The 26,335-nt window shown below is 68.1% G+C and carries 30 protein-coding genes; 18 read left to right on the top strand and 12 right to left on the bottom strand.

Going from position 1 to position 26,335, the window contains the following annotated elements:
• Nucleotide 1: 1 nt before the first annotated feature.
• The 8 genes from Hbl1158_RS07650 to Hbl1158_RS07685 all read left to right on the top strand — a co-directional run bounded on the left by Hbl1158_RS07650 (nt 2) and on the right by Hbl1158_RS07685 (nt 6,632).
• Nucleotides 2-535 carry an Rpp14/Pop5 family protein gene (locus Hbl1158_RS07650; protein ID WP_234296088.1) on the top strand — a complete coding sequence of 178 codons (534 nt, stop codon included), beginning with the start codon at nt 2-4 and terminating at the stop codon, nt 533-535.
• A gap of 6 nt (nt 536-541) precedes the next feature.
• Nucleotides 542-1,324: an archaeal proteasome endopeptidase complex subunit alpha gene (psmA, locus tag Hbl1158_RS07655; protein WP_234296089.1), complete on the top strand. Its 783-nt coding sequence runs from the start codon at nt 542-544 to the stop codon at nt 1,322-1,324.
• A 329-nt stretch (nt 1,325-1,653) separates the two neighbouring features.
• Nucleotides 1,654-2,715 (top strand): glucose 1-dehydrogenase, encoded by a 1,062-nt coding sequence (locus Hbl1158_RS07660; RefSeq protein ID WP_234296090.1) that lies wholly within the window; start codon nt 1,654-1,656, stop codon nt 2,713-2,715.
• Nucleotides 2,712-3,371: a transcriptional regulator GfcR gene (gene gfcR, locus Hbl1158_RS07665; RefSeq protein WP_234296091.1), complete on the top strand. Its 660-nt coding sequence runs from the start codon at nt 2,712-2,714 to the stop codon at nt 3,369-3,371. The genes Hbl1158_RS07660 and gfcR overlap by 4 nt, the downstream gene beginning before the upstream one ends.
• Before the next feature lie 143 nt (nt 3,372-3,514).
• On the top strand, nt 3,515-3,862 hold the full coding sequence (locus Hbl1158_RS07670; protein WP_234296093.1) for a glutaredoxin domain-containing protein: 348 nt from the start codon (nt 3,515-3,517) through the stop codon (nt 3,860-3,862).
• Between the two features lie 193 nt (nt 3,863-4,055).
• The gene (locus Hbl1158_RS07675; protein WP_234296094.1) at nt 4,056-4,616 is read left to right on the top strand and encodes a hypothetical protein; all 561 of its coding nucleotides are present in this window, start codon (nt 4,056-4,058) and stop codon (nt 4,614-4,616) included.
• A 118-nt stretch (nt 4,617-4,734) separates the two neighbouring features.
• Nucleotides 4,735-5,718, top strand: a complete 984-nt coding sequence (locus tag Hbl1158_RS07680; RefSeq protein ID WP_234296096.1) for a phosphoadenosine phosphosulfate reductase family protein — start codon at nt 4,735-4,737, stop codon at nt 5,716-5,718.
• 152 nt (nt 5,719-5,870) lie between these two features.
• Complete coding sequence (locus tag Hbl1158_RS07685) at nt 5,871-6,632, top strand: diphthine--ammonia ligase (protein WP_234296101.1); 762 nt, start codon at nt 5,871-5,873, stop codon at nt 6,630-6,632.
• 28 nt (nt 6,633-6,660) lie between these two features.
• On the opposite strand, the gene Hbl1158_RS07690 is transcribed toward Hbl1158_RS07685, so the two are convergent.
• Nucleotides 6,661-7,629, bottom strand: a complete 969-nt coding sequence (locus Hbl1158_RS07690; protein ID WP_234296103.1) for an NDP-sugar synthase — start codon at nt 7,627-7,629, stop codon at nt 6,661-6,663.
• A gap of 143 nt (nt 7,630-7,772) precedes the next feature.
• On the opposite strand from Hbl1158_RS07690, the gene Hbl1158_RS07695 reads away from it, so the two are divergent.
• The gene (locus Hbl1158_RS07695) at nt 7,773-8,057 is read left to right on the top strand and encodes a transcriptional regulator (protein ID WP_234296105.1); all 285 of its coding nucleotides are present in this window, start codon (nt 7,773-7,775) and stop codon (nt 8,055-8,057) included.
• A 43-nt stretch (nt 8,058-8,100) separates the two neighbouring features.
• On the opposite strand, the gene Hbl1158_RS07700 is transcribed toward Hbl1158_RS07695, so the two are convergent.
• Nucleotides 8,101-8,796, bottom strand: coding sequence for a type 1 glutamine amidotransferase domain-containing protein (locus Hbl1158_RS07700; RefSeq protein ID WP_234296107.1), 696 nt, complete (start codon nt 8,794-8,796; stop codon nt 8,101-8,103).
• A gap of 106 nt (nt 8,797-8,902) precedes the next feature.
• Here Hbl1158_RS07700 and Hbl1158_RS07705 point away from each other — a divergent pair, with 106 nt between their 5' ends.
• The 9 genes from Hbl1158_RS07705 to Hbl1158_RS07745 all read left to right on the top strand — a co-directional run bounded on the left by Hbl1158_RS07705 (nt 8,903) and on the right by Hbl1158_RS07745 (nt 17,394).
• The gene (locus Hbl1158_RS07705; RefSeq protein WP_234296110.1) at nt 8,903-9,178 is read left to right on the top strand and encodes a hypothetical protein; all 276 of its coding nucleotides are present in this window, start codon (nt 8,903-8,905) and stop codon (nt 9,176-9,178) included.
• A gap of 283 nt (nt 9,179-9,461) precedes the next feature.
• The gene (locus Hbl1158_RS07710; RefSeq protein ID WP_234296111.1) at nt 9,462-11,522 is read left to right on the top strand and encodes an ABC transporter substrate-binding protein; all 2,061 of its coding nucleotides are present in this window, start codon (nt 9,462-9,464) and stop codon (nt 11,520-11,522) included.
• A 143-nt stretch (nt 11,523-11,665) separates the two neighbouring features.
• Nucleotides 11,666-12,655, top strand: a complete 990-nt coding sequence (locus Hbl1158_RS07715; protein WP_234296114.1) for an ABC transporter permease — start codon at nt 11,666-11,668, stop codon at nt 12,653-12,655.
• Nucleotides 12,655-13,617 carry an ABC transporter permease gene (locus Hbl1158_RS07720; protein ID WP_234296115.1) on the top strand — a complete coding sequence of 321 codons (963 nt, stop codon included), beginning with the start codon at nt 12,655-12,657 and terminating at the stop codon, nt 13,615-13,617. The genes Hbl1158_RS07715 and Hbl1158_RS07720 overlap by 1 nt, the downstream gene beginning before the upstream one ends.
• 13 nt (nt 13,618-13,630) lie before the next feature.
• Nucleotides 13,631-14,788, top strand: coding sequence for an ABC transporter ATP-binding protein (locus Hbl1158_RS07725; protein ID WP_234296117.1), 1,158 nt, complete (start codon nt 13,631-13,633; stop codon nt 14,786-14,788).
• Nucleotides 14,758-16,146, top strand: a complete 1,389-nt coding sequence (locus Hbl1158_RS07730) for an ABC transporter ATP-binding protein (protein WP_234296119.1) — start codon at nt 14,758-14,760, stop codon at nt 16,144-16,146. Before Hbl1158_RS07725 ends, Hbl1158_RS07730 begins: the two co-directional genes overlap by 31 nt.
• Before the next feature lie 52 nt (nt 16,147-16,198).
• Nucleotides 16,199-16,624 (top strand): hypothetical protein, encoded by a 426-nt coding sequence (locus tag Hbl1158_RS07735; protein ID WP_234296121.1) that lies wholly within the window; start codon nt 16,199-16,201, stop codon nt 16,622-16,624.
• The gene (locus Hbl1158_RS07740) at nt 16,617-17,081 is read left to right on the top strand and encodes a hypothetical protein (RefSeq protein ID WP_234296123.1); all 465 of its coding nucleotides are present in this window, start codon (nt 16,617-16,619) and stop codon (nt 17,079-17,081) included. The genes Hbl1158_RS07735 and Hbl1158_RS07740 overlap by 8 nt, the downstream gene beginning before the upstream one ends.
• Nucleotides 17,082-17,133: 52 nt before the next feature.
• On the top strand, nt 17,134-17,394 hold the full coding sequence (locus Hbl1158_RS07745) for a hypothetical protein (RefSeq protein ID WP_234296125.1): 261 nt from the start codon (nt 17,134-17,136) through the stop codon (nt 17,392-17,394).
• Nucleotides 17,395-17,532: 138 nt separating this feature from the next.
• Here Hbl1158_RS07745 and Hbl1158_RS07750 read toward each other — a convergent pair whose 3' ends face one another.
• The 10 genes from Hbl1158_RS07750 to Hbl1158_RS07795 all read right to left on the bottom strand — a co-directional run bounded on the left by Hbl1158_RS07750 (nt 17,533) and on the right by Hbl1158_RS07795 (nt 26,221).
• Nucleotides 17,533-18,072, bottom strand: a complete 540-nt coding sequence (locus tag Hbl1158_RS07750; protein WP_234296127.1) for a hypothetical protein — start codon at nt 18,070-18,072, stop codon at nt 17,533-17,535.
• A 1-nt stretch (nt 18,073) separates the two neighbouring features.
• A complete protein-coding gene (locus Hbl1158_RS07755; RefSeq protein ID WP_234296129.1) occupies nt 18,074-18,253 on the bottom strand; it encodes a hypothetical protein in 180 nt (59 codons plus the stop codon).
• Nucleotides 18,254-18,433: 180 nt separating this feature from the next.
• Nucleotides 18,434-18,856, bottom strand: coding sequence for a hypothetical protein (locus Hbl1158_RS07760; protein WP_234296130.1), 423 nt, complete (start codon nt 18,854-18,856; stop codon nt 18,434-18,436).
• Between the two features lie 113 nt (nt 18,857-18,969).
• Nucleotides 18,970-19,536, bottom strand: a complete 567-nt coding sequence (hpt, locus tag Hbl1158_RS07765) for a hypoxanthine/guanine phosphoribosyltransferase (protein ID WP_234296131.1) — start codon at nt 19,534-19,536, stop codon at nt 18,970-18,972.
• A gap of 175 nt (nt 19,537-19,711) precedes the next feature.
• A complete protein-coding gene (locus Hbl1158_RS07770; RefSeq protein ID WP_234296134.1) occupies nt 19,712-21,520 on the bottom strand; it encodes a Na(+)/H(+) antiporter subunit D in 1,809 nt (602 codons plus the stop codon).
• Entirely contained in the window at nt 21,520-23,289 is a 1,770-nt protein-coding gene (locus Hbl1158_RS07775) for a proton-conducting transporter membrane subunit (RefSeq protein ID WP_234296136.1), read from the bottom strand. Before Hbl1158_RS07775 ends, Hbl1158_RS07770 begins: the two co-directional genes overlap by 1 nt.
• Entirely contained in the window at nt 23,286-24,812 is a 1,527-nt protein-coding gene (locus tag Hbl1158_RS07780; RefSeq protein WP_234296138.1) for a monovalent cation/H+ antiporter subunit D family protein, read from the bottom strand. The genes Hbl1158_RS07775 and Hbl1158_RS07780 overlap by 4 nt, the downstream gene beginning before the upstream one ends.
• Nucleotides 24,805-25,161, bottom strand: a complete 357-nt coding sequence (locus Hbl1158_RS07785) for a cation:proton antiporter subunit C (RefSeq protein ID WP_234296144.1) — start codon at nt 25,159-25,161, stop codon at nt 24,805-24,807. The genes Hbl1158_RS07780 and Hbl1158_RS07785 overlap by 8 nt, the downstream gene beginning before the upstream one ends.
• The gene (locus tag Hbl1158_RS07790) at nt 25,158-25,691 is read right to left on the bottom strand and encodes an MnhB domain-containing protein (protein WP_234296149.1); all 534 of its coding nucleotides are present in this window, start codon (nt 25,689-25,691) and stop codon (nt 25,158-25,160) included. The genes Hbl1158_RS07785 and Hbl1158_RS07790 overlap by 4 nt, the downstream gene beginning before the upstream one ends.
• The gene (locus tag Hbl1158_RS07795) at nt 25,688-26,221 is read right to left on the bottom strand and encodes a DUF4040 domain-containing protein (protein WP_234296155.1); all 534 of its coding nucleotides are present in this window, start codon (nt 26,219-26,221) and stop codon (nt 25,688-25,690) included. Before Hbl1158_RS07795 ends, Hbl1158_RS07790 begins: the two co-directional genes overlap by 4 nt.
• Nucleotides 26,222-26,335: the final 114 nt, after the last annotated feature.

The raw sequence follows: 26,335 nt of genomic DNA on the forward strand, positions 1-26,335 counted from the left end.
CGTGAAACACCTGCCCAAGCACCTCCGACCGCGGTGGCGCTACCTCGCCGTCGGACTGGAGGCGTGGCCCGACGCCGGCATCTCGCGGGGGCCGTTCCAGCGGGCGGTGTGGTACGCCGCGCAGAACCTCCTGGGCGACTCCGGGAGCGCCGACGCCGACCTGACGGTCGTCCGGTTCGCGTTCGCCGACGGCGCGGGAGCGGCGATCGTCCGCGTGCGCCACGGCGAGGTCGACCGCGGGCGGGCGGCGCTGGCGTGCGTCGACGCGGTCGACGGCGAACCGGTCGGCCTCCGGATTCGCGGCGTCTCCGGGACGATACGGGCCGGTGAAGAAAGGTATTTAGGCGACGCGGGCGGAGTCGGTGACGAGAGCACCGTCGAACTCGCGGACGCGGACGCCGCCGGTACCGGCTACCGACGCCGGGACGGCGCGGTCGACGTGTCGACCCCGTCCGGATTCGTGGGCGCGACGGACGCGGACGTTTCACAACCGGGACGGTCCGGCCCGGGCGATGCGGACTCGGACGACACCTAACAGACGATGCAGGGACAAGCCCAACAGCAGGCGTACGACCGGGGGATCACCATCTTCTCCCCGGACGGTCGCCTCTATCAGGTCGAGTACGCGCGAGAGGCGGTCAAACGAGGCACGGCGAGCGTCGGCGTGCGAACCGAGGAGGGCGTCGTGCTCGCCGCGGACAAGCGCTCGCGCTCGGAGCTGATGGAGCCCGCTTCCGTCGAGAAGCTGCACAAGATCGACGACCACGTCGGCATCGCAAGCGCCGGCCACGTCGCCGACGCCCGCCAGCTCATCGACTTCGCTCGCCGGCAGGCGCAGGTGAACCGGCTCCGCTACGGCGAGGAGATGGGCATCGAGACGCTGACGAAGACCGTCACCGACCACATCCAGCAGTACACCCAGGTCGGCGGCGCGCGCCCGTTCGGCGTCGCGCTCATCGTCGGCGGCATCGAGGACGGCGAGCCCCGCCTGTTCGAGACGGACCCCTCCGGGACGCCTTACGAGTGGAAGGCCCTCTCGATAGGCGCGAACCGGGCCGACGTGCGCGAACGCCTCGAGGAGGGGTACAGCGACGACCTCACGATCGAGGAGGGGATCGAACTCGCGCTCGCCGCGCTCGCGGAGTCCGGCGACGACGAGGGACTCGAACCCGACGGCGTCGGCCTCGCGACGATCGACGCCGCCGACGAGACGTACGTCGACCACGACGTCGCCTCCGTCGAGAGCTACCTCGACGAGTTCGGCCACCTCGTCGACGACGAGGACGACGGAGACGCCGACGGCGACGACGCGAGCGACGAGTAACCGTACATCACCGCGACTCGCTCGCCGCGATCCGGCGTCGTCGTCGCCTCGCTTCGCCCGCCGCCGATTCCGGTGCTGCCGGACGTGTTCGTTCCACCTCCAGCCGCGTCGCCGCCGGTCCGCTCTGCGAACGGCCGGCGAGTCGGTTCGCGGACGAACGATTCGGCGAGCAGCATTCCGACGGGTGGTGTTCAAGCGAGCAGCGTGTCGGCGAGCGGCGTGTGACGAGCAGCGTGCCCGAAGGGGACAAATAACGCGAGGTCCGTCGCGGAAAACGATTTACTCGGTGTAGAATAACCCTTTTGCACCCCCGCGTGATAGGCTCGTGCATGAAGGCTATCGCAGTTCGTCGGGGCGACGACTCCCCGGTTCTCATCGAGAAGCCGCGGCCGGTGCCGGCCGACGGCGAGGCGCTGGTGCGAACGCTCAGGGTCGGCGTCGACGGGACCGACCACGAGGTGATCGCGGGGAGTCACGGCGGGTTTCCGGACGGCGCGGACCACATGGTGCTCGGGCACGAGGCGGTCGGCGTCGTCGAGGACCCCAACGGGACGGCGCTATCGCCGGGTGACGTGGTGGTGCCGACGGTACGACGGCGACCGAACGGGTCGAACGAGTACTTCGCTCGCGGCGAGCCCGACATGGCACCTTCGGGGGAGTACCACGAGCGCGGGATCGAGGGCGCACACGGGTTCATGGCGGAGTACTTCACGAGCCCGGCCGAACACCTCGTCGAGTGTCCGCCGGAACTCACGGACCTGGGGTTCCTCGTCGAGCCGGCGTCGATCACCGAGAAGGCGATGGAGCACGCGCGGGCGAGTCGGTCGGCCTTCGAGTGGTCGCCCGAGTCGGCGTTGGTGCTGGGCAACGGGAGCCTGGGTCTGCTGACGGTCGCGATGCTTTCCGACTCCTTCGAGCGACTGTACTGCCTCGGGCGACGCGACCGACCTGACCCGACGATCGACGTGATCGAGGCCCTGGGCGCGACGTACGTCGACTCCCGCGAGACGCCCGTCGACGATGTCGCCGAGGCGCACGAGCCGGCGGACCTCGTCTACGAGGCGACCGGGTTCGCCCCCCACGCCTTCGAGGCGGTGGAGGCGCTCGCGCCGAACGGCGTCGCCGCCCTGCTGGGCGTCCCCGGCGACTGGGAGTTCGAACTGAACGGCGGCGCGATCCACCGGGAACTCGTCCTCCACAACAAGGCGCTGGTCGGCTCGGTGAACTCCAACGTCCGCCACTTCGAACGCGGCGTCGAGTCGATCGCGGCGCTGCCGGACTGGTTCACCGACGACCTCGTGACGGGCGTGTACGGACTCGACGAGTTCGAGCGAGCGTTCGACGACGACGACACCACTATCAAGACGGCGGTGGAACTCAGCGCACGATGAAGAACGTCGACGACCTCATCGACGAGGCGGCGGAGTTGGCCGGGCGCGGGCTCTCGAAGGGAGAGATCGCCGACGAGTTGAACGTCTCTCGCGAGACCGCCTCCTGGCTGGTCGACCGCTCGGGCGCACAGCCCGCCGGTGCCGACGACGGCGACGACGGCGACGGCGGCGATAGGGGCGGTCCGGCGGGTCCCCAGGACATCCACGTCGACTGGTCCACGGTCGGACGCGACTCCACGCGACTCACCCACGTCGGGAGCGCGATGGCCGACCTGCTCGCCAAGGAGGGCGAGGCGGTCGACCTCACCGTCGGCATCGAGAAGGCCGGCACGCCGCTGGCGACGACGATCGCCCGCGAACTCGACACGGATCTCGCGGCGTACGCCCCCGCGAAACACCAGTGGGACGAGGGCGACCTCGACCAGACCGGCGGCGGCTTCTCGCGAAACTTCGCGACGATCCGCGGCCGCGAGTGCTACGTCGTCGACGACACCGTCACGTCCGGCACGACGCTCACCGAGACCGTCGAGGCCGTCAAGGCCGAGGGCGGTCAGCCCCGCGCGTGCGTCGTCATCGTCGACAAGCAGGGACTCGACGAGGTCGACGGGGTCCCCGTCTACTCGCTGATCAACGTCGTCGGCGTCGGTCGGGACTGATCCGTCGAGGGCGTCGCGTCATCGGGCCGACCGGGTGGGGTCGCCGCCGCGGTGCCGGCGGCCGACGCACGCGCACCGCGCCGCCGTCGGTCGGGGTCGGCGGCGTCACAACCTCTATGAACCGGAGTCGCCTACGCGCTCGTATGGCATTCCAATCCGAAAGCGAACTGACGGCCGAGGAGGCCACAGAGCGCGTCGAGGAAGTCCTCGCCGACAACGACGTGGTGCTGTTCATGAAGGGCAACCGGCTGATGCCCCAGTGCGGCTACTCGAAGCGCGCGCTCGGCCTCATTTCCGAGCACGTCGAGGAGTTCGAGACGGTCGACGTGCTCCCCGCGCTCCCCGAGTACCGCGCGGCGCTGGAGGAGACGAGCGGCTGGGAGACCATTCCGCAGACGTTCGTCGACGGCGAGTTCGTCGGGGGGAGCGACGTGCTCGCGGAACTGGACGAGCGTGGCGAGTTAGCCGAGACCCTCGGCGTCGACGAGTAGCCCGCGCGAGTGCCGGCATGTCCGGGCGCGTCTCCGACTCGCGTGAGACACCGTCACGGGGTGGAAGCTGCCGGGGACAGGTGTTTTACGCGCTCGGCCCGTAGGTACCGGCGAGTAGGGACGGAACTCACGGCCAGCCGCGCGACGCAGCAAGTACCCATCACGTCCACCCACATCGTTCATCACCTCACACATGACAGGCCGCGTATACCGACTTCACTCGACGCTCGAACTGCCACTCGAAGACCTCCAGGACCACTTCGACGAGGACCCCGAACTCCCGGAGGGAGTCGAGGACGTCGACATCAACAGGCGTAACAACACGCTGATCCTCAAGGCGGTCTCGGACGACGAGTCGATCGGCAAGTACACCCCGACCGCCCAGTTGAAGGCGAGCGTCTCCGAGACCCGCGTGTACGAGGAGGAGCCGCCTCGGACCGGCGGCGGTTGGATGCAGGAGGAGGAAGAGGAGATCCCCTCCGAACTCGTCGAGTTCGCCTGCTTCAAGGGCGACCGCGAGACCGTGCTCCAGAACACCGCGCTCCAGTACCAGATGTTCCTCGTTCTCCGGGAGATCGCCCTGCTGTCGGAGAAGGGGACGCTCACCGCCATCACCGAGATCGACGAGGAGTTGCACGCCCACCGCATCGTCGAGGGCGAGGAGCGACCCGCGAGCGTCGAGGTCGTCGAGACGCCCGACCGCAACTCCGAGAAGGGCGGCGTCGAGTGGCGCGACAACAAGTTCATCAGCTGATCGGGCACCCTGACGGGTGACACGGACTCGTTTCGGCCGATCCGGTCCCGTTCCGATTTCGCCTCCGCGGTGTCGGTCACAAGACCTTTAGCCTTCTAATTATATCTAATTACCACGCATGGCCGACTCACAGCAGCAGTTCCCGGAGTATCTGGACGTGGATTACACCGACGGCGAGGGAGAGTCGCCGGCCGACTACCCGAGCATCGAGCACAAGCTCGAGAAGGCGCTGGAGGTCGTCGAGACGGGGCTGCGCGAGTACGACAACCCCGCGGTGATGTGGACCGGCGGGAAGGACTCGACGCTCACGCTGTACTTCGTGAAGGAGGTCGTCGAGCAGCACGACGAACTGGAACTGCCGACCACCGTCTTCATCGACCACTACCAGCACTTCGACGAGCTGATGGACTTCGTCGAACACTGGGCCGACGAGTGGGACCTCGAGGTCAAGTGGGCACGCAACACCGACGTCGGCGAGTACGTCGACGAGAACGGCCTGGAGCCGGGCGACGACATCCCGGTCGAGGCGCTCTCAGAGCACAACCAGCACCACATCCGGGACATCCTGGAGTACGAGGAGGACACCTTCCCGTTCCTGCTGGACACGTACGTCGGTAACCACCTGCTGAAGACGGTCGCGCTCAACGACACCCTCGAGAGCGAGGACATCGACGGCATCATCTCCGGCATCCGGTGGGACGAGCAGGAGGCCCGCGCCGACGAGACGTTCTTCTCGCCGCGCCACGACCCCGACATCTACCCGCCCCACGACCGGATCCAGCCGATCCTGCAGTTCGAGGAGGCCGACGTGTGGGACGCCTTCTGGTACTTTGTCGTGCCCGAAACCGTCGAGGGCTACCCCGAGGACGGCTACGTTCCCCAGGGGTTCGACGACCTGCCGGAGGGCATCGAGATCGAGGACATCCCGGTGTCGCCGAAGTACTTCGCGGGCTTCCGCTCGCTGGGCTCGGAGATCTCGACGGACAAGTCCGCCGAGGAGCCCGCCTGGCTGCAGGACATGGAGAACACGACCGAGCGCGCCGGCCGCGCCCAGGACAAGGAGGACCTGATGGAGCGCCTCCGCGACCTGGGCTACATGTGAAAACCGCGCCGTAACGCGACCGACAGTCGGAACCCACCGGCCGACGGAACCGGCCGTGACCCGTCACCCGCCCTCCAGCACCTTCCACTCCCCCTCGTCGCCGAAGTCGCCGAACCGTCACGGGTAAGGTCGCCTCGCCGCGTACCGACGGTATGAACGACGACGCCGAGTCCGACCCGACCGACACCGCGGACGCGACCCCCGACGGCGCGTACGTCGGGCTGTTCTCCGGCGGCAAGGACTCCTCGTGGGCGGTGTACAGGGCACTAGAACGCGGGCTCCCGGTCGAGCGACTGCTGACGGTCCACCCCGCGGGCGACTCGTACATGTATCACGTCCCCGAGACGCGCCTCGCGGCGCTTGCGGCCGAGAGCATCGGCGTCCCGCTGGTGGAGGTCGAACCAGACGACTTCGACGCCGCCGAGACGACGGACTCGGGCGCGCAGGGCGACAGCGAACTGGAGCCGATGGAGGCGGCGCTGTCGGATCTGGCCGACGAGATCGACCTGGCGGGCGTCACCGCCGGCGCGGTCGAGTCGGAGTTCCAGACGAGTCGGATCGAGGCCATGTGCGACCGACTCGGGATCGAGCTGTTCGCGCCCCTGTGGCAGCGCGATCCGCGGACGCTCGCCGAGGAGATGCTCGAAGCGGGCTTCGATATCACGATCCTCCAGGTCGCGGCCGCGGGACTTGACGAGTCGTGGCTCGGGCGGACGCTCGACGGCGACGCGCTCGCGGAGCTCTCGGACTTGCACGAGGAATACGGCGTTCACCTGCTCGGCGAGGGCGGCGAGTTCGAGACGTTCGTCACCGACGGGCCGCACATGGATCGACCGGTCGAGTTGGAGTACGACACGGAGTGGGAGGGGACTCGCGGCCGGATCCGGGTGACGGAAGCGAGACTCGGCGAATGACGCTCCGGAGTTCTGAGGGGTAGTCCCGCTACTCGTCGTTGGTGAGTCGGGAGTGTGCGCCGACCAGCGCGCCCGAGAGGTCGAGACCGTCGACGACGACCTCCTCGTCGACGATACTGCGACGCATGTCGGCGTCACGGATCGTCGCGTTCGCGAACACGACCGAGCGGTCGATCGAGGAGTCGACGATCTCGGCCCCCGGAAGCACGTACACGCTCTCTCCCAGGTCGCTGTTCTCGACGGTCGCGTCCGGGTGGACGACGGCCTCGCCGTCGAGGTACCACTCCACGGCGTCGAGGTAGCTCTCGGGGGTGCCGATGTCGAACCACGCGCCGTCGAAGGTGAACGCGTGGACGGGCTGGCGCGACTGGAGCCACTGGATGAACCACCCGGGCTCGTCGGGGTTGTTGCCGTCGGAGAGGTACTCCTCGAAGTCGGGCAACGTCTCCTGCGGGAACGCGTAGCAGGCGATGGAGACCAGCGTGCTGTTCGGGTCGTCGGGCTTCTCCTGGAAGTCGACGACGCGGTCCCCGTCTAACTCCACCAGTCCGTAACTCTTCGCGCGCTCGCGCGACCCCACGTCGTAGGCGGCCAGCGCCGGCGTCCCCTTCGCCTCGAAGAAGTCGACGAACTCGCCCACGTCGAAGGAAATGAGGTTGTCGCCGGCGACGACGATCAGGTCGTCGTCGACGCCCTCGCGCTCGATGAGTTGGGCGAGCGCGCCGACGACGCCGAACTTCTCCGACTCGGCGGTCGTGTCCTCCACGGAGACGGTCGGTTTCTCGAACGACGAGTCGGCGAGGTACGACTCGAACTCCCCGGCGAAGCGCTCGTTCGTGGAGACGAACACCTCGTCGACCCGGTCGTCGGCCTCCAGGTCCGCGAATATCTCGTCGATGACGGTCCCGTCGCCGACCGGCAGGAACATCTTGGGTCGGTTGCGCGTGATCGGCCAGAGTCTCGTCGCGTATCCACCCGCGAGGACGACTGCCTTCATGCGAGCCACGTTACGCCCGACCGACAAGGGTCTTTCCTCTCCCGCGGTCACGGGTCCGGGGACGAGGCGTCGGCCCCGGTGTCGTCGGGTCGGCGACGGTGCGAGCCGAAAGTGATTCGGTCGCGTCGGGACTCTCACGTGTCATGCCGGAGCGAACGACCCGCGAGCGGATCGCCGACGCCCTCCGCGCGCAGCCACGCGACGCGAGCGCGCTCGCCGCCGAATTCGACGTGACGCGCGCCGCCGTGTACGACCACATCGAGCACGTCTCGCGGTCGGTCCCCGAGGGCCAGCAACTCCTCGTCGCGCCCCCGGAGTGTCGCGACTGCGGCTTCGACGGGTTCGACGACCGGATCAACACTCCATCACGGTGTCCCAAGTGCAAGGGCGAGAACGTCGAGGAACCGACGTTCGTGATCGAGGCGTAACACGGGGCCAGACGGAACACCTTCCCTCGGGTCTCGTTACCGATCAGGCCGGAACCTCGATTCCCAGTTCCTCGAGGAGCGTCGCGGCGGCGGCCGACGACGATCCGGGACCCCGAGCGGTGATCAGGTCGCCGTCGACCGTGACCGACGTGTCGGCGTCGAGTTCGGCGTCGAAGTTCCCGCCGGCGGCGACGACCTCGTCCTCCACCCAGTAGGGGAGCTTGCGACCGTCGATCCGGTCGTGATCGTCGACGATCCCCTCCTCCCACTCGTTCGGGAAGCCGGTCACGTCGCGACCGGCGACGAGGAACCCGCCGTCCGAGTCGCGGGCGAACGCGAGGATTCCGACGGCGTGGCAGACGACCAGCGCGACGCCGTCGTCGCCCTCGACGGCCTCCCGGAGGGCCGCCCGAGCGTGGCCGTCCTGATTCACGTCCCACTCGGTGCCGTGGCCGCCGGGGAACACGACGGCGTCGTAGTCGCCGGCGTCGACCGCGGCCAGCGGCTCCGGATCACGCAGTCGATCGTCGCTCTCGTGGATCTCGCGATAGCGCTCGACCGTCTCCTCGCCCACGTCCTCGGGATCGAGCGAGCGGTCGTCCACGACCGGCGGCGACCCGGACGGCGTCGCGGCCGTCACGTCGACACCCGCCGAATCGAGCGTCGTGAGCGGCTCGATACACTCCTCCGCCCAGTACCCCTCCTCGCTGATAATGAATAGCGCGGTCGGATGACTCATTCCTCTTCTAGTCCGAGCGCGACCCCGGAAAGCGTGACGGCGACGGAACCGCTGGACTACGCCGCGTGCCCGCGTCGTTTATACCGTCCCGCACGCAACGGCGGGCATGGCAGTCGGCACGCGAACGGTCCTCGCGCTCATCGGCGGCGTCGTGTTGACCGTCGGCGTCTACCTCCACGCCTCCGACCGCGAGGAGATCGGGCTCGGAACCATGGCGTTCGGCTTCGCGATATCGGCGTTGTGGGCGTTCCTGGGGATGGAACTGGCTCGTCGGGGGGAGGCGACCGCCCCCGCGGAGACGTATCTCTCCGGCGGGATGGCGGCGGTGACGCTGGCGATGTACTTCGGACTGCGGGCTCGCGGGTACGGCGACGCGGACTGAGGCCGGGAACGGGCTCGATACTCGACTGCGACCGCACCGTCGCCGCCGATCGTCCGTCCTGCCTCGATCCGCCTTTGATGAGAAACCGAAGTTGCGTTCGCGGCCGTTTTCGCGGGCGACGCCCCGATACACAATAGCACACAATAGAGTGGGATTTCCGACGGTATGGACCTTCTATACTGAGTACTGTAGATGTTCGTCGAGGGACGGCTATCGAACTATCCCGATTCCGCATGGGTAAAACCCGCACAGTTAAGTGTGAAATACCATAACGAAGGGGCGTATGTCCGATAACCAATCCGGCTCCAGTCGCCGTCGGTTCCTCCAGGGCACCGGCGTCGCGGCCGTCTCCGCCGGCCTGGCAGGTTGTTCAGGCAACGGCGGCGACGAGACGGAGACGACCGAATCGACCCCCACCGAAGACGAGACCCCCACCGAAGCGCCAGCCGACTCCGAGGAGATCCCGACCGGCGGGATCTTCAACTTCGGGATGGGTACCTCCCCGAACACGCTGAACGCCATGGCGAGTTCCTCGGCGTACGTGGGCGCCGTCACGGACCGCATCTACGAGTCCGGGGCGGCGATCGACCCGGTCAACTTCGAGATGCACCCCAACGTCTTCACGGACTGGGAGTCCGAGGTGCTCGACGAGACCGGGGAGGACGACCGGCCGAACGTCGAGATCCGCTTCAACGTCCGCACGGACGGCCTCACCTGGAACGACGGAGAGGAGTTCACCGTGGGCGACGTGGTCTTCTCGTACAACTACCTGCTGGAGCAGCAGCCCGGCGGCTACGCGGCGTCCCTCAACGCGATCGAGAGCGTGGAGGAGGCCGACGGCGACTGGGACTGTCTGATGACGCTGAACCAGCCGAACGGCACGTTCGCGTACGACCAGTTCGGCCTCCCGATCTTCCCCGAACACCGCTGGGCGGACGTGGACGACTACAACGAGTACGAGCCCGGCGACACCGACTTCGGTCCCGTGGGTCTCGGTGCGGGCGTCGTCACGCAGTACGACCCCGACACGGCCGTCGAGGTGTCGTTCGAGGAGCGCGAGGGCGAGTACAATCTCTCGGACCTCGAGTGGCGCGAGGAGGTCAACGGCATCATCCCCGGCGGGCCGTTCGTCGACGCGGTTCGGTACCGGATCTACTCCTCGCAGTCCGCGCTGCACCAGGCGCTGTTCGAGGGCGACATCGACACCCTGTACGGCGGCCTCCGGACCTCCCGGATCCAGGACGGCATCGACAACGAGAACATCGACGTGCTCGACGGCTTCGACACCGGGTACGGTCACTACTCGTTCAACCTCCGCCGCGAGCCGCTCGACGACCTGCCGTTCCGGCAGGTGCTCGGGTTCGCCTTCGACGACGTCTACTACACGCAGCAGCTCCAGCGCGGCTACGCCCAGGAGGGCGACTTCGTCATGCCGCCCGGCTACACCGCGGTTCGGCCGGAGACGGGCACCGACCAGGAACTTCTGGAGGGCCCGTCGGCGCAGGCGTTCACCTTCCGCCAGGCCAGCCCGAGCGTTCCGGACGTGGAGGGGGTCCGCGAGTTCCTCACCGAGGGGCAGGTCATCACCGGCGAGGAGGGAACCTTCGTCGGGCAGGAGTACCCCGGCAGCCTGACCGGCGTCACCGCCAGTCAGACGGAGCCCAAGCACGACTACAGCTTCGGTTCCGTCGAGTCCGAGGTGCTGCTCAACGCCGACGAGGAGGTCGACCAGGAGATCCGCGTCAACGGCGAGCTGCTCACCGAGATCCACGACGGACCGCTCACGATGTTGCTGTCGCCCGCTCAGGAGGCACCCCAGTCCGCACAGATGGTCAGCGACTGGATCTCCTCGCTGCGGCAGATCGGCATCCCGATCAACCGCGAGGTCGTCTCGTTCAACACCCGCGTCACGCGGGCGTACGGCGAGGAGAGCTACGACGCGTTCTCCATGGGATGGGTCAACCTCTCGCCGTTCGCGACGAACACGCTGTACAGCCTGTTCCACTCTGACAACGCCGACGACCACTCGGTCGTTGAGACCGAGGGCGACGACGAGAACACCTCCACGCTCCTCAACAACGCGATGGGGTACGGGCTGTTCGACGACGCCGGAGCCGACGACCTCATCGACGAGGCGCGGACGACGCTCGACCCCGAAGAGCGTAACGACCTCTCGCGGCAGGCGGTCGAGAAGATCTACCTCGACTTCCCGACGATGGTTGCCGACTACAGTCTGACGAAGTGGCCCATCAGGAACCGGTTCAGCGGTGCGATCGGAGACATCCCGGGTCCGGGCTCGACGTACCTGGGAACGCAGATCAACCAGGTCTACCTGGACGAGTAACGGCTCGCCCGACGCGCGACGCCGGGCACCCCGTTCCCGCCCGGGGTTTCACACGGCGTCGCCCGTCCCGCATCGGCCGATTCAACAGGTTAAAGCCCTACCCTTCGTGACACAGACACACGCGGAACGGTCACATAAAACGCATGACCAGAATTAGTGGAAAATACCTCGCAAAACGGATCGTCGTCTCGTACCTGACGCTCCTGGTGATCATGTCGCTTCTGTTCGTCCTCCTGCGGAGCATGCCGGGCTCGTTCATCACGAGCATGATAAGCACGGGGATGACGTCCGAACAGATCGAACGGATCCGGGAGCAGTGGGGGTTGAACGAACCCCTGTGGAGACAGTATATCGACTTCATGATAAACTACCAGACCGGTAACTTCGGGCGCTCCCCGACGTACAACGCGCCCGTGGCGGACCTCATGGTCCGCCGGATGCCGCGGACGCTCGTCCTGTTCGGGTCCACGTTCGTGATCGGGTTCATCATCGGCCCGCTGGTCGGCATGTACCTCGGCTGGTGGCGGGGCTCGAGGAAGGACAAGTCCATCTTCACCACCTCGCTTCTGATGTACTCGATGCCCAGCTTCTGGATCTCGTGGCTGTTCATCTGGGTGTTCAACTACGAGCTCGACCTCCTGCCGAGCGCGTACATGTTCACCCAGTTCCCCGAGTTCGAGTGGACCGCGTTCACGGTGATGCGCGACGTGCTGTACCACATCGCGCTGCCGATCATCAGCCTCACGTTCATCGGCTGGGTCGGCTCGATGCTCATCATGCGGCCGACGATGAACCAGGTGACCGACGAGGGCTACGTGTTCCTCGCGCAGGCGAAGGGCCTGTCAGAGCGGGCGGTGATGATCAAACACGCGGCGCGCAACGCGCTGATCCCCGTCGCTACTGGCGCGGTGGTCAGCCTGGCGTTCCTCATCGACGGCTCGGTCATCATCGAGAACGTCTTCAACTGGCCCGGCATGGGACAGATCATCGTCTCGTCGGTGCTGAATCGCGACTTCCCGGTCGCACAGGCGACGTTCTTCCTGTTGGCCGTGCTGGTCGTGATAATGCGGCTACTAACTGACGTCATCTACACGTTCCTCGATCCCCGAATCAAGTTCGGGGAGGGTGAATAATGGCAACCCAACAAGGCGACTCCGGAACGGACGAGGGAGCGACGAAGCGGCGCTGGGAGCCGCGGATCGAACGGATGAAGCGCGGGTGGGACCGGTACACCGAACACCGAATCGGTGTGGTGGGACTGGTCATCCTCGTGATCTTCTCGCTGTGGGCGGTCATCCCCGGGGTGTTCGCGCCTCACTCCCCCGACTGGATCGCGTACATCGGCGAGCCCCCCATCGAGAGCCGACTCACGGGCGAACAGGTGCGGTCGCTGCCGCACCCGCCCGCCTTCGGCGACCCGTTCTTCGCGCCGCTCGGCACGAACGCCAACGGCAACGGCGTCCTCTCGCTCGTGATCTACTCGGCGAGCAACGCGATGTACATCGGCCTGGCTGCGGGCCTGCTCTCGAGCCTGGTCGGCGTCCCGCTCGGGCTCATTTCCGGGTTCTACGGCGACACGTGGATCGACGAGACGATCCAGCGGTTCGTCGACATCATGTACGGCCTGCCGTTCCTGCCGTTCCTGATCGTCCTCGTCGCCATCCGCGGGATCACGACCACGAACATCATCATCGGAATCGCCGTCACCTCCTGGCTCAACAACTGCATCACGATACGCGGGGAGACGCTCTCGCTGAAGGAGCGGTCGTACGTCGAGTCCGCCAAGGTCGCCGGGGCCTCCGACACGCGGATCATCTTCCGGCACATCATGCCGAACGTCCTCCCCATCTCGTTCGTGTTCCTGGCGCAGGACGCCGCGGGCGCGGTCATCGCGCAGGCGTCGCTGGCGTACCTCGGGCTGGCGGACTTCACCGCCAACTCCTGGGGGATCATGCTGGAGAACATCAAGTCTCAGGGATACATCTTCAGCGCCTGGTGGTGGCTCATTCCGCCGGGCATCGCGCTGATGCTGCTGGCGGCATCGTTCTACTTCATCGGCTTCTCGATGGAGGACGTGACCAATCCGCAACGGTGAGACTACTCTACCAATGACACTACTCGAAGTAAACGACCTCTCGATCCGGTACACGGTCGATGACGGGTCCGCTGTACACGCGGCCGACGGAGTGGACTTCTCCGTCGAGCGCGGCGAGACGTACGGACTGGTCGGCGAATCGGGCTGCGGGAAGACCACCCTCGCGAAGAGTCTCGTTCAGCTGCTGGACAAGAACGGCTACATCGAGGGCGGGGAAGCCTGGTTCGACGCGACGCTTCCGCAGTGGGAAGACGAAAGCGGTGCCCCGAAACAGTCGGTGGTCGACGACCCCGACAAGCCGGTGCGCGAGGACGGCAAGACCGACCTCGCGGCGCTGACGAACAAACAGATCCGCGACATGCGCTGGCGCAACATCGCCATCATCCCGCAGTCGGCGATGAACGCGCTGAACCCGGTGTACAAGGTCGGCGACCAGATCGTCGAGGCGATCCTCCGCCACGAACCGGAGACGACCGCCGAGGAGGCGCACGAACGCGCCCGCGACCTGCTCGAACGCGTCGGCATCGAACCCGACCGCGCGGATGACTACGCCCACCAGTTCTCCGGCGGGATGAAACAGCGCGCGGTCATCGCGATGGCGATGGCGTGCGGCCCGGACCTGCTCATCGCGGACGAACCGACGACGGCGCTGGACGTGATCATCCAAGACCGGATCCTCGAAGAGTTGGAGAAGCTCCAGGAGGAGTTCGGCGTGTCGATCCTCGTCATCAGCCACGACATCTCGGTGATGGCGGAGATCTGCGACCGGATGGCGGTCATGTACGGCGGGAAGGTGATGGAGTCGGGACCGAAAAAAGAGATCTTCGAGTCGACGGCGAACCCGTACACGCTGGGGCTGAAGAACTCCTTCCCGACGATCACCGCCGCCGACCAGGACCTCGTGTCGATTCCCGGGACGCCGCCGACGCTGCGCGATCCCGACGAGGGATGTCGCTTCCGTGAGCGCTGTCCGTTCGCCATCGAGGAGTGTCACGCGCAACATCCCCCGATGTACGACGTCGAAGAGGCGGAGGCGACCGGTCGCCTCGCCGAGTCGACCGACAGGCGCTCCCACGAGTCGGCGTGTTACAGAATGAACGACCTCGAACAGCTCCGAACCGACGCACTCAACGAATCCACATGGACCGAGCAGGAGATCGAGAGCCGCTAGTAGAGATCGACGGGCTGCGGAAGCTCTTCGACCAGTCACAGGGTGTCGTCGACACCATCCTCGGTCGCGAGCCCCAGCCGGTCCGCGCAGTCGACGGAATCTCGCTCGACATCTACGAGGGAGACATCGTCGGAATCGCCGGCGAGTCCGGCTGCGGGAAGACGACGCTCGGAAAGATGCTCGTGAAGCTCCACGAGGCGACCGAGGGGACGATCCGCTTCGACGGGACCGATATCACCGATATGACCCGCGAGGAGGAGCGCGAGTTCCGCAAGCGGGTTCAGATGATCTTCCAGGACCCGTTCGAGTCGCTCAACCCCCGGATGACGGTGTACGACACCATCGCCGAGCCGCTGAAGATCAACGACGTCATCGAGGGATACGACGAGCGTCGCGCCCGCGTCAAGGAGGTACTCGAGGACGTGGGACTCGGTCCAGCGGAGGTGTACCTCGACGCGTTCCCCGACGAACTGTCGGGCGGCGAGCGCCAGCGCGTCGCTATCGCGCGTGCGCTCGTCGTCGACCCGGACTTCATCGTCTGCGACGAGCCGGTGTCGATGCTCGACGTGTCGATCCGTGCGGGCGTGCTCAACCTGATGAAGGAGCTTCAGGACGAGTACGACCTCACCTACCTGTTCATCAGCCACGACCTCTCGCTCATCCGCTACATGTGTGACCGCGCGGGGATCATGTACCTCGGCAACATGGTCGAGCAGGGACCGACCGACGACGTGATCGACGACCCCAAACACCCGTACACGGAGGCGCTGTTCGACGCGGTTCCGGACGTGGAACTCGGCGACGAGCGTCGCCGCGCGAACGCGACCGGCGAGGTACCGTCGCCGCGGAACCCGCCGACTGGATGCCGATACCACCCTCGCTGCGCACACATCATCCCGCCGGACGACTGGACGGGCAGCCAGGAGGCGTTCCGACGCGCCTACCAGTTCAAGCTCAGGGTCCGGCGGAATGAACTCAAACCCGACTCCGTCGAGGACGACGCCGTCGACCGCACCGAGGCGCTGGTCGAGCAGGGGTTGACGCTGGACGTGCCCGAGGAGTACCGCTCTGAGACGGAGGTCGAATCGGGCGGTCACCGTGTCGACATGGCCGAACTCGATCTCCCGGCGGACGCCCGACGGGCCCTGACGGAGGCGGCCGAGGCCGTCGCCGAGGAGGACACCGAGGCGGCGCTCGCGGCGCTCGAGGATACGATCACGACGCCGTGTGAGAGCCGGCGGCCCGATCCCCAACCCGAGGGAACGCGCGAGGTCGCGTGTCACCTTTACGACGACGGGATCATCGGAGAGCTGCAGGACTCGAACGCGGAGTTCAACGCCGCGGCCGCAGAGGACTAGCGTGGTCAGGTCCCCAGAAACACAACGAGCCCTCCTCGTCGGTCTCGCGGTCATGCTCGCGGTGAGCGGCGTCGCGTTCGCGTCGACGGCGAACGGACAAGTCGCCTGGCAACAGCGCGATGCGATCGACGTCTCGCCGACGACGTACGCCGTCGAGGACGGCGAGGAGCCGACGATGGTGGTGGAGTTCGCCGTGTCGAATCCGACGCGGGTGAGCGCGACGATCGGATCGCCGACCGTCGTCGTGTACAACGGCTCGCCGCGAGACGGCGACGCGCTCACGGTCCCCCGTTCGGCCGATCTCGTCGACGATGAGACTGTCCTGGCGGGCGGCGAGACGACGACGCTCACGATGGAGGCCGACATCGATCCGGACGACGTGGGGCGCGCACGTGCGGCGATCGACGCCGGAACGGCCGTCGCCTCGGGATCGTTCGAGGTGACCGTCAGAGACAGGAGGGCGAACACCGATGTCTGACCGGTCGGCGGGCATCCGTCTGGCGCTGGCGCGGCCGGCGACCGCCTCGTTCGGCACCCGCAGTCAGCGGACGATAGCGGCTCTCACGGTCGGTGTGCTCGCCGGTGTGCTCGGCGCGACCGCGACGTACACGCTCCGACTGCAGACCGTTGCCCCCGCGTGGGCCGGAGAGACGGCGATGGGCGCGCTGGTGTTGGTCTCCGGCGCGTTCGTCAAACTGCTGTGTCAGGAGCTTCGAACGAGCGTCCTCGCGCTGGTGGTCGCGGTCGTGAGCGGCGGCGTGCTCGCGTTCGCCGCCGCGGTCGCGCCGTACCTGCTGCTCGACATCTCGACGCTGGGCGGGATCGCGTTGCTTCCGACGTTTCGCGACGTGATCACGTTCCTCGTGTTCGGGCAGGTGCCGCTGCAACTCACGGGCTATCTCGTCGCCATCGTGTACGACGGGATGACGGCCTGAACCGCCGACGCGCGACGACAGGCATATGTCCCGGCCGGCGGTACGCGGGGACATGCCGCGGGACATCCCGACCGAGGAGAAGTCGGTTCGCGAGCGCGGGACGTACGCCAACGACGGAAACGACCCGACGATCGCGTCGTACCTCTCCTCGCTGTTTTTCCTCCTGTCGGTGCCGGCGCTGGTGTCGGTCACCTACGTCGGCTACTGGGGCGGTCTGTACGGCGAATCGGCCGTCGTTCCGATCTTCGCCGGCCTCCTGATCGCGTCGATCGCGGGGGTGTTCGCAGTGATGCACGTCACGACGGGTCGGTGAGCGTCGGGAGGCCAATTCGGGTGTCGTAGGAAGGCGGGAGACGCGCGGGCGACGCGGTCGCCGTGTGCGTTGACCGAGCGGCGAGCGTCGAGACGGAGGACAGTCAGCGGATCAGCGAACCTTGGCCGCGAGCCGGGATCAGTACCACTTGTCCTTGTAGACGCACTGCAGCGGCTCGCCGACGACGTTGGTCACCAGCGCGAGCGAGACGATCTGGACGCCCCCGTCGTACTCCGCCGGGTCGGTGCCGTCGCTCCATCCGGCGAGTCCGACGCCGAGCTCGACGTGGTAGTCGTAGACCGTGACGAGCCACTCGTCGGGGAGGCTTCGATTCTCCTCTTCGGACTCGTTGACGACGCGCAGGAGGTACTTGAACGTCGTGTCCTCCCGTTCCGAGAGGTCGCTGCCGGCGTCGTAGTCGGGGACGTTCGGCGTCCCGAACAGCTGGACGAGCCGGTACAGCGCCGTGCCGATGTCGTCGTGACTGCCGCGGTCGGTCGGGTCGGGCTCCAACTCGACGTGTACGTCGTCGCGCGCCTCGCGGACGTTCACCTCGGACAGCTCCTCGCCGTCGGCCCGGCGGTCGACGATCTCCTCGCGGGCGACGGGGACGAGCGTGAACTCGCGAAGCTCTTCGATCGAGGGGGCGTCCGGATGATCTCTGATGTCGTGGATCATCTCAGTAGGCGAACTCCATGAAGCCCTTCCAGCCGACGTAGCCGACCACGACGCTGCCGACGCCGGTCGCGCCGACGATCGCCGCCTCTACGTCTGAGATCCCCTCGATCCCGTTGAGGTCGAAAAAGAGCGTGAATCCGAGCATGAGGAAGATGTATCCCAGTACAAGCCCCAGGATCATGACACCTAGAGAGGTGACGCTGAGAGGACCCTTCAGCCGATCGGGGACGCGATTTCTCACGGACATTCCTATCTCTCCGTACCGTGGTCCCGGGTCTTAATTCCCCCGCTACGCGGTGACACACCGGAACGCGGCGGGGATGGTTCGGCCGACGACGCGACGGTGTGACGGCGAGCGTCTCTACCGGTCGGCGTCCCCCTCTCGACGTTCGCGCTCGGCGTCGCCGGGCTCGGCGTCGCCGAGGGGGCTCATCGCGGGGTCGAAGGCGTCGTCCGTCCCGTCGGTGTCGGAACCGTCGTCGGTCTCCTCACCCGACGGCGTCGACGAGTCCGACGGACTCGAGGGACTTCGCCCGCGCTCTCGTTCGTGTTCGCCGCGCTCGCGGGCGTCGCTCGTGAGCGCGTACTCCTCCGCGACGGGCCTGCGCGCGCGGTAGCCGATCGCGATCGCGATGACCCCCGCGACGCCGTAGACGACGACCGGCGTGGCGGTGAACGACACTTCGCCGGTGACGATCGTGAGGTGAAACACCTGTCCGATCGAGAGCGCGCCCACGACGAGCATGGAGGTGCTGATCACGCCGAGCAGCCGGGTCGAGACCATACGTCTGGTCGGGGTGCCGCCGTGAAAAAGAGCCGGGACCGCGCGGCCGACGGCGTCGCCGGCGTTCGACCGCTCCACCGCCGGCGACCCGGAACGCCGACCACGACGGGCAGTCAGTCGTCGCCGAACTCGTCGACGACGACGACCTCGCCGTCCTCGACGGTGACGTTAATCAGCGTCTTCACCGAGTGGTCGGTGTCGTCGAGCTTGTTGGGTCCGGCCTTCTTGATCACGGCGACCACGTCGACCACGTCCGCCCCGATGTGGGTGAGCGCGTCGAGGATCCCCTTCATCGTGCCGCCCGTCGAGAGCACGTCGTCGAGCACGAGCACCTTGTCGCCCTCGAACACGTCGTTGATGTACATCTCCCCCTCGGAGTAGCCCGTCTCCTGCTGGAGCGCGACCTCGCCGTCGAGGCCGTACTCGCGCTTTCGGATGACGACCAGCGGGATGTCGGTCATCAGCGAGAGGGCGGTGGAGATGTGGATCCCCATCGCGGCGGGCGTGACGATCTTGTCCACGTCCTCGATCTGCGCCTTCCGGATTATCCGGATGACGATCTCCCGGAGGAGCTCCGGCTCCAGCATCGGAACCCCGTCGCTGATGGGATGAACGAAGTACTGGTACTCCCCCTTCTCGATGATCGGCGCGTCCAGCAGGGACTGACGCAGACGGTCCATGTCGCTGCGACGGCGAGGACCCCGTAAAGCCTGACGGATCCCCCGTGCGTTCCGAGGCGGCGTCGGGACCGCGCGGGCGAGCCGGCGGGAGCCGCCGTCGCCGCGGCGACGTGACGACGAGCCGGTGCCGACGCGTCGGCACCGCGCCTGCACCACGCCGTCACCGAGTCCCCGTTCAGATCACGAGTACCAGCGCCGCGACGAGCAGCAGCGTGACCAGCAGCACGCTCGCCCCGAACCCGGCGCTGAGGTCGACCGTGCGACCATCGCTCGCGGCGTCGCCGGCGTGGTTCGCATCGCTGGCGTGGTCCGCGTCGCCGCCGCGGTCGCCGTCGGCCCCGGCGATAGCGCGGACGACGCCGATGCCGCCCAGCGTCTGCTCCGGCCGCCGAACCGCCGTCGCGACCGCGCCCGTGGCGGCGACGGTCGCCCGATCGACGGCGGCGTACAGTTCCGTGACGCCCACGACCAGCCCGCGGGTGCCGTAGAATCCAACGCGGTTGTAGACCGCGTCCACGTCGGGAACCCGGCCGACCTTCGCGAGCGGCTTCTTCAGGATCACGAAGCCGACGACGCCGAGCGCCGCGAGGATCAGCCCCTCCTCGACGTGGCCGACGGTGTAGGTGGTGTAGTCGTAGCTTCCGGTGTCGGGAAGGATCGCGAACAGCGCGGGCGGGTAGACGCCGAGCACGACGCACGGAACCGCCACGGCGACCATCGCGACCTTCTGCCCGAGGTTCGCGGGCGTCACCTCGCCCTCGTACTCGCCGTGGAGGAACACGTAGTACCCCAACTTGATGAACGAGAGGAACGTGCCGACGCCCCCCGCGAGCAGGAGATACCAGATCACGTCGTAGTGCTTCTTGTGGGCGGCCCCGAGCACCATCCCCTTCGAGACGAAGCCGTTGAACCCGGGGAACCCCGCGATCGACAGCGCCGCGATGAGGAACGCGACCGCGGTCAGCGGGAGTTTCCGCCAGAGACCGCCCAGGTTCTCCAGGTGCTCCTCGCCGGTGCGGTAGATGACGACGCCGACGGTCATGAACAGCAGGCTCTTGTAGAGGATGTGGTTGAACACGTGGCCGAACGCGCCGGCGGTCGCGAGCGCGCCGCCGAGGCCGACGCCGGCGACCATGTACCCCACCTGCGACTGGATGTGATACGAGAGGAGCCGGCGCATGTCGCCCTGAAGCAGCGCCATTCCCGCCCCGAAGACGGCCATCAGCGCGCCCATGTACGCCACGGCGATCTCTCCCTCGGGGAACACCCGGAACATCCCGTACACGCCGGTCTTGGTCGTGAAGACGCACAGGAAGACGCTGGCGGCGATGTGCGGGCGCGGATAGGTGTCGGGCAGCCACGCGTGGAGGCCGATGAACCCGACGTTGACGCCGACGCCGACCGCCGCGAGCAGGGGCGCGACGGTGCCCGCGAGGCCCTCGCCCGTGAACAGGAACGTCCCCGTCGCGACGTAGTGCCAGACGATCGCCCCCAGGAGGAGCGTGCCGCCGATCCCGTGCAGCAGGGCGTACCGGAAGCCCGCGCGGACGGCGCGGCCGCCGTAGTGCCACACCAGCAGCGTGCTGGTGACGGCCATCAGCTCCCAGAAGAAGATCAGCGTGAGCCAGTCGCCGCCGAAGACGGCCCCGAGGCTCGTGCCGACGTACCCCAGCGCGAAGGCCGTCTGGCGGGGCGAGGCGTCGGTCGCCCACGAGTACAGCACGGCGACCGCGCCGATGAAGCCGAAGATGACGCCCATCAGCCGCGAGAAGCCGTCGACGTTGAACAGGACGGCGTCGAAGCCGAACAGCAGCGTCGGCAGGTGCGCGCCGGCGGGCGCGAGCCACACGTACGGCACGACCGCCGCGGTCGCGAGCACGCCCAGGGCGTGGCCCGCGCGTCGACCCAGCAGCGGGACGACGAGCGCGGCCGCCAGCACGAGCACGAACGGCGGGACCAGCGGGTCGACCAACGGTTCGACCATCAGACCGCCACCCCCGTCACCGCCTCGACGACGAGGCGGACGACCCTGAGGAACACGGCGGCGTCGGGGACGAGCCCGAGGACGACCGAGCCGAGCGCGACCGTCAGGATCGGACCGAGCATGAACCACGTGGACTCGCCGCCGGTCCACCCGCGGCGCTCCCAGCCGCCGGCGTGACTGTCGTCGTCGCGGTCGTGCGCCCTGTCGCCGTCGCGGTCGGTGTCGCCGTCGCGGTCGGTGTCGCCGTCGCGGTCGGTGTCGCCATCGCGGTCGTGTGCCTCGCCGCCGTCGGCGACGGCGTCGGTGTCGTCGTCGTCAGCCGCCTCCGCCAGCGGGTCGCGCTCGGCGTCGGCGACGGCCGCGCGGCCCCACGCCAGCCGTCCGCCGAGTGGCCCCTCGATCAGCGGCTTCTCGTCGGTCTCCTCGGGCGACTCGAAGAACGCGGTGTAGACGATCGGCCAGAAGTACGCGACGTTGAGCACGCCCGAGACGAGCAGCGCGACCGCGAAGAGGGTCTGCCCGGCCGAGACGCTGCCGATGAGCAGGAAGTACTTGCTCACGAAGCCGGCGATCAGCGGGATGCCGGCCATCCCCGCCGCCGCGACCGCGAAGGCGGTCATCGTCAGCGGCATCCGCCGGCCGATGCCGGCCATCTCGGAGATGTCGTCGGTGTGGGTCTCCACGTGGATCGCGCCGGCCGCGAAGAAGAGGGTGATCTTCATGAACGCGTGTGCCGGGATGTGGAGCAGGCCGCCCACGATAGAGGTGGGCGTCAGTACCGCTAACCCGAGGACGATGTACGACAGTTGGCTCACCGTCGAGAACGCGAGCCGGCGCTTGAGGTTGTCCTGTCGAAGCGCGATGACGCTCGCGACCGTCAGGGTGAACGCCGCCACCGCCGCCAGCGGGAGCCCCATCCCGAGGTTTCCGACGGTCTCGGGACCGAACACGTCGAGGACGACCCGCGCGATGCCGAAGACGCCGCTCTTGACGACCGCGACCGCGTGCAACAGCGCCGAGACCGGCGTCGGTGCGACCATCGCGTCGGGCAGCCACGAGTGCAGCGGCATCAGCGCCGCCTTGACGCCGAACCCGCCCGCGAGCAACGCGAACGCGAGTCTCGCCATCGCGGGGTCGGCCGCCGCCAGCCCGTCGATCCCTCCGGAGGTGAACGCGACCGTGCCGGTGAGCCAGTAGACGAGCGCCGTGCCCGCGAGGACGGCGACGCCGCCGCCGAAGGTGTACGCGAGGTACTTGCGGCCGGCCGCCCGGGCCTCGTCGGTCTCGTCGTGGGCGACGAGCGGGTACGTCGCCACCGTGAGCAGTTCGTAGAACACGAACAACACGATCAGGTTCGACGCGAACGCGACGCCCATCGCCGCCGAGAGGCTCGCGGCGAACGCCGCGAAGTAGCGGGTCTGGGCGTGCTCGTCGAGCCCGCGCATGTACCCGACGCTGTAGCTGCTCGTGACGATCCACAGGAGGCTGGCGAGCAGGCCGAACAGGAGCCCGAGGGCGTCGACCTCGAGCGCGAACCGGATCGGGTCGGCCCCGGGAAGCGGGAGGAACGCCCCGAGGTCGGTGACGTACGCGTCGCCGGCGAGCACGCCGGGGACCATGCTGGCGACGATGCCGAACTTGAGCACGCCCGCGAGGAACGTCCACGACTCGCGGAGGTTCGGGCGCGACCCGGACAGCAGTATCGGGCCGATTGCGACGGCCGAGACGAGCACGGCGGCGATCGGTCTGAGTGAGGATATCTCGGTCATGACAGAAGCACCTCGATCGTCGGCGCGAGCGCGGACTCGTAGGCCGGAACGGCCGCCCCGAGCCCGAGCGCCAGAAGCGTCGCGGCGGCGACGGCGGCGTACATGCCCAGCGAGACGCGGCCGCCGTCGGTGGCGACCGTCGCCCCCGTCGGCTCGGCCGTGCCGGGTACCTCGCCGGTGTCCGGGCCGTCGCCGACGGCGTCAGCGTCCGAGGCCGCGCGGAAGAACATCCGCTCGACCAGTCGGGCGAAGTACGCGAGCGTCAACAGCGTCGACAGGAGGATGACGACCGCGAGCGACCACGCCCCCGCCTCCAGCGTCCCGACGACGATGTACCACTTCCCGAGGAAGCCGATGGCCGGCGGGACGCCGACCATCGCGAGCGCGAGCGCGCCGAACGCGGCCGCGGCGACGGGCATCCGATCGGCGAGGCCGTCGTAATCGGCGACGCTCCGACCACCGGTGCCCGTCGAGACGAGTCCGGCGGTCAAGAACAGTCCGCCCTTCATGACGGCGTGACCCACGAGGTGGACCGCGAGGCCGACGAGGGCCGTGCCGTTCGCCACCGACAGCGCGGCGACGATCAGTCCGAACTGCGAGACCGACGAGTATGCGAGCATCCGCTTGATCTCCGTCTGCGCGACAGCGAGCAGGCTGCCGACGACGATACTGACGGCGGCCGTCGCCGCGAGCAGGGTCCGTGCGAACGGGACTGCAGAGAGGAACTCCGGCGTGAACACCGTGAGCACGATCCGGACGAGCGCGTAGGCGCTGACCGTCGACACGAGCGCGGCGATGAGCGCGCTCACGGAGTCGGGCGCGCCGGCGTAGGCCCCCGGCTGCCAGGTGTGCAGGGGGAACATCGCGACCTTGACGAAGAGGCCGACGACGACGAACGCGAACGACGCCCGGACCAGCGGCGACGCGTAGCCCACGTCGGCCAACTGAACGGCCAGGTCGCCCATGTTCAGCGTCCCCGTCGCGACGTAGGCGTAGCCGACGCCGAGCAGGTACAGCGACGCGCCGAACGTCCCCACGAGGAGGTACTTCAGGCCCGCGACCGCCGAGCGTCCCCGGTCGCCGCTGGCGACGAGCGCGTAGGCGGTCAGCCCGGTGATTTCGAGGAAGACGTACATGTTGAACGCGTCGCCGGTGATCGACATCCCGGTGAGGCCGGTGACGAGCAGCAGGTACGTCGCGTAAAACCGGTTCGAGCGCGGGCCGGCGCGGCGGGCGTACGCGAGCACGCCCAGCGCGACCGCCGCGACGAGCACCACCATCGTCGCCGTCAGCCCGTCGATGAGCAGTTCGATACCGATCGGGGGCTGGAACCCGCCGACCGCGTAGCCGGAGGGGTCGCCGCCGAGGCCGCGTGCGGCGAACGCCGCCGCCAGCGCGACCTGCACCGCCAGCACGACGACGGCGACCGGCCAGCCGCTCTCCTCGCGGATCAGGCCCGCGATCATCGAGCCGAGCGCGCCCAACAGCGGGACGACGACGAGCAGGGCGGCGAGGTCACTCACCGTCGCTCACCTCCTCGATCAGGTCCGCACGAAGCGTCCCGTACTCCCCGTAGATGCGGACGATGAGCCCCAGCGCGACCGCGGTGAGGCTCACCCCGACGACGATGGCCGTCAGGATCAGCACGTGCGGCAGCGGGCTGACGTACGGCTCCGGCTCCGTCAACAGCGGCGCGGACGCGCCGGTGACGTACGCCGAGGCGATGAAGAACAGGAAGATCCCCGTCTGGAAGACGTTCATACCGATCACCTTCTTCACGAGGTTGCGGTCGCCGATCAGCATGTACGCGCCCACGCCCATCAGGAGGAAGGCGACCGCGAAGTACGCGCGGTCGGCCAGCGCGGCGATCACCGGTCCACCTCCTCGTCCGCGGCGGGGGAGTGACCCGCCGCCAGCGCGAAGAACAGCCCGACGACGGTGCCGGAGACGATGATACCGATCCCCACCTCGACGAGTTCGATCCCGTACTTGCTGGCGTTGTACACCGGGATGGCGGTGTACTGGAGGAACGCCCCGTCGAACGCGAGCGCGAGCAGGCCGATCCCCATGAACAGCGCGACGCCGAACACGACCAGCACGGTCAACAGCGACGAGGAGATCCACTCGCGGGTCGGGCCGATCCCGAAGGCGATGGCGAGCATCAACACGACCGTTCCGACGATGACGCCGCCTTGGAAGCCGCCGCCGGCGGAATCGGCACCGTGGAACATGATGAACGCGCCCAGGGTGAACACGAACGGGGCGACGATCCGGACGGTCGCCATGATGATCGGGCTCTCAACGTACGGCCGCCCCTGACGCGCATCCCCGCCGAGGCGGAGGCGGTCGGCGGCGTCGCCGGCGTCGGCGTCGGCGTCGGTCTCGCCGTCTCTGGTGCTCATTCCATCACCTCACGGTCGAGCACGACCAGCAGTCCGATCAGCGCGGCGAACACCACGACCGCCTCGCCGAGCGTGTCGAAGCCGCGGTAGGCGGCCAGCACGGCCGTCACGGCGTTCTCGACGCCCGTCTCGCTGTACGCGTTCGCGAGGTAGTGCTCGGTCACCCGCGAGGTCGCCACCGGCGTCGACGACGACCCGACCGGCGGAAGCGCCGTCAGCGTCGTCGCCAGCGCGGCCACGAGCAGCCCCGAGACGCCCAGCGCCGGGACGTTCACGTCGACGAACACGCCGTCGCCCGGCGGGCGCACGGTCTTGGCGATCGTCAACAGGAACAGCACGGTCGTCACGCCGGCACCGACGGCCGCCTCGGTCAGGCCCACGTCGGGCGCGCGAAGCAGCAGCCAGACGACGGCGATGCCGAGGCTGTACGCGGCGAACGCGATGATCGACGCGAGCACGTCCCGCAACAGCGCCGTAGCCAGCCCGCAGCCGATCACGAACACCAGCACCGCGATCTCGACCGGCGTCACGGGCGGTCACCCCCGTCGGCGGCGGCGTCGCCGCCGTCGGCCACGCCGGACGTCCCGGCGGCATCGCCCCGGGGCGCGTCGTCCGCCCCGTCGGCGGGGGCACCCGCGCCGTCG

Origin of the sequence: Halobaculum sp. CBA1158 (genome assembly GCF_021431925.1) — an archaeon.
In the GTDB taxonomy this organism is placed as follows: Archaea; Halobacteriota; Halobacteria; order Halobacteriales; family Haloferacaceae; genus Halobaculum.

Coding starts and splice junctions, on each gene's coding strand:
- psmA (WP_234296089.1), top strand. CDS start 542: ATGCAGGGACAAGCCCAACAGCAGGCGTACGACCGGGGGATCACCATC.
- Hbl1158_RS07660 (WP_234296090.1), top strand. CDS start 1,654: ATGAAGGCTATCGCAGTTCGTCGGGGCGACGACTCCCCGGTTCTCATC.
- gfcR (WP_234296091.1), top strand. CDS start 2,712: ATGAAGAACGTCGACGACCTCATCGACGAGGCGGCGGAGTTGGCCGGG.
- Hbl1158_RS07670 (WP_234296093.1), top strand. CDS start 3,515: ATGGCATTCCAATCCGAAAGCGAACTGACGGCCGAGGAGGCCACAGAG.
- Hbl1158_RS07675 (WP_234296094.1), top strand. CDS start 4,056: ATGACAGGCCGCGTATACCGACTTCACTCGACGCTCGAACTGCCACTC.
- Hbl1158_RS07680 (WP_234296096.1), top strand. CDS start 4,735: ATGGCCGACTCACAGCAGCAGTTCCCGGAGTATCTGGACGTGGATTAC.
- Hbl1158_RS07685 (WP_234296101.1), top strand. CDS start 5,871: ATGAACGACGACGCCGAGTCCGACCCGACCGACACCGCGGACGCGACC.
- Hbl1158_RS07690 (WP_234296103.1), bottom strand. CDS start 7,629: ATGAAGGCAGTCGTCCTCGCGGGTGGATACGCGACGAGACTCTGGCCG.
- Hbl1158_RS07695 (WP_234296105.1), top strand. CDS start 7,773: ATGCCGGAGCGAACGACCCGCGAGCGGATCGCCGACGCCCTCCGCGCG.
- Hbl1158_RS07700 (WP_234296107.1), bottom strand. CDS start 8,796: ATGAGTCATCCGACCGCGCTATTCATTATCAGCGAGGAGGGGTACTGG.
- Hbl1158_RS07705 (WP_234296110.1), top strand. CDS start 8,903: ATGGCAGTCGGCACGCGAACGGTCCTCGCGCTCATCGGCGGCGTCGTG.
- Hbl1158_RS07710 (WP_234296111.1), top strand. CDS start 9,462: ATGTCCGATAACCAATCCGGCTCCAGTCGCCGTCGGTTCCTCCAGGGC.
- Hbl1158_RS07715 (WP_234296114.1), top strand. CDS start 11,666: ATGACCAGAATTAGTGGAAAATACCTCGCAAAACGGATCGTCGTCTCG.
- Hbl1158_RS07720 (WP_234296115.1), top strand. CDS start 12,655: ATGGCAACCCAACAAGGCGACTCCGGAACGGACGAGGGAGCGACGAAG.
- Hbl1158_RS07725 (WP_234296117.1), top strand. CDS start 13,631: ATGACACTACTCGAAGTAAACGACCTCTCGATCCGGTACACGGTCGAT.
- Hbl1158_RS07730 (WP_234296119.1), top strand. CDS start 14,758: ATGGACCGAGCAGGAGATCGAGAGCCGCTAGTAGAGATCGACGGGCTG.
- Hbl1158_RS07735 (WP_234296121.1), top strand. CDS start 16,199: ATGCTCGCGGTGAGCGGCGTCGCGTTCGCGTCGACGGCGAACGGACAA.
- Hbl1158_RS07740 (WP_234296123.1), top strand. CDS start 16,617: ATGTCTGACCGGTCGGCGGGCATCCGTCTGGCGCTGGCGCGGCCGGCG.
- Hbl1158_RS07745 (WP_234296125.1), top strand. CDS start 17,134: ATGCCGCGGGACATCCCGACCGAGGAGAAGTCGGTTCGCGAGCGCGGG.
- Hbl1158_RS07750 (WP_234296127.1), bottom strand. CDS start 18,072: ATGATCCACGACATCAGAGATCATCCGGACGCCCCCTCGATCGAAGAG.
- Hbl1158_RS07755 (WP_234296129.1), bottom strand. CDS start 18,253: ATGATCCTGGGGCTTGTACTGGGATACATCTTCCTCATGCTCGGATTC.
- Hbl1158_RS07760 (WP_234296130.1), bottom strand. CDS start 18,856: ATGGTCTCGACCCGGCTGCTCGGCGTGATCAGCACCTCCATGCTCGTC.
- hpt (WP_234296131.1), bottom strand. CDS start 19,536: ATGGACCGTCTGCGTCAGTCCCTGCTGGACGCGCCGATCATCGAGAAG.
- Hbl1158_RS07770 (WP_234296134.1), bottom strand. CDS start 21,520: ATGGTCGAACCGTTGGTCGACCCGCTGGTCCCGCCGTTCGTGCTCGTG.
- Hbl1158_RS07775 (WP_234296136.1), bottom strand. CDS start 23,289: ATGACCGAGATATCCTCACTCAGACCGATCGCCGCCGTGCTCGTCTCG.
- Hbl1158_RS07790 (WP_234296149.1), bottom strand. CDS start 25,691: ATGAGCACCAGAGACGGCGAGACCGACGCCGACGCCGACGCCGGCGAC.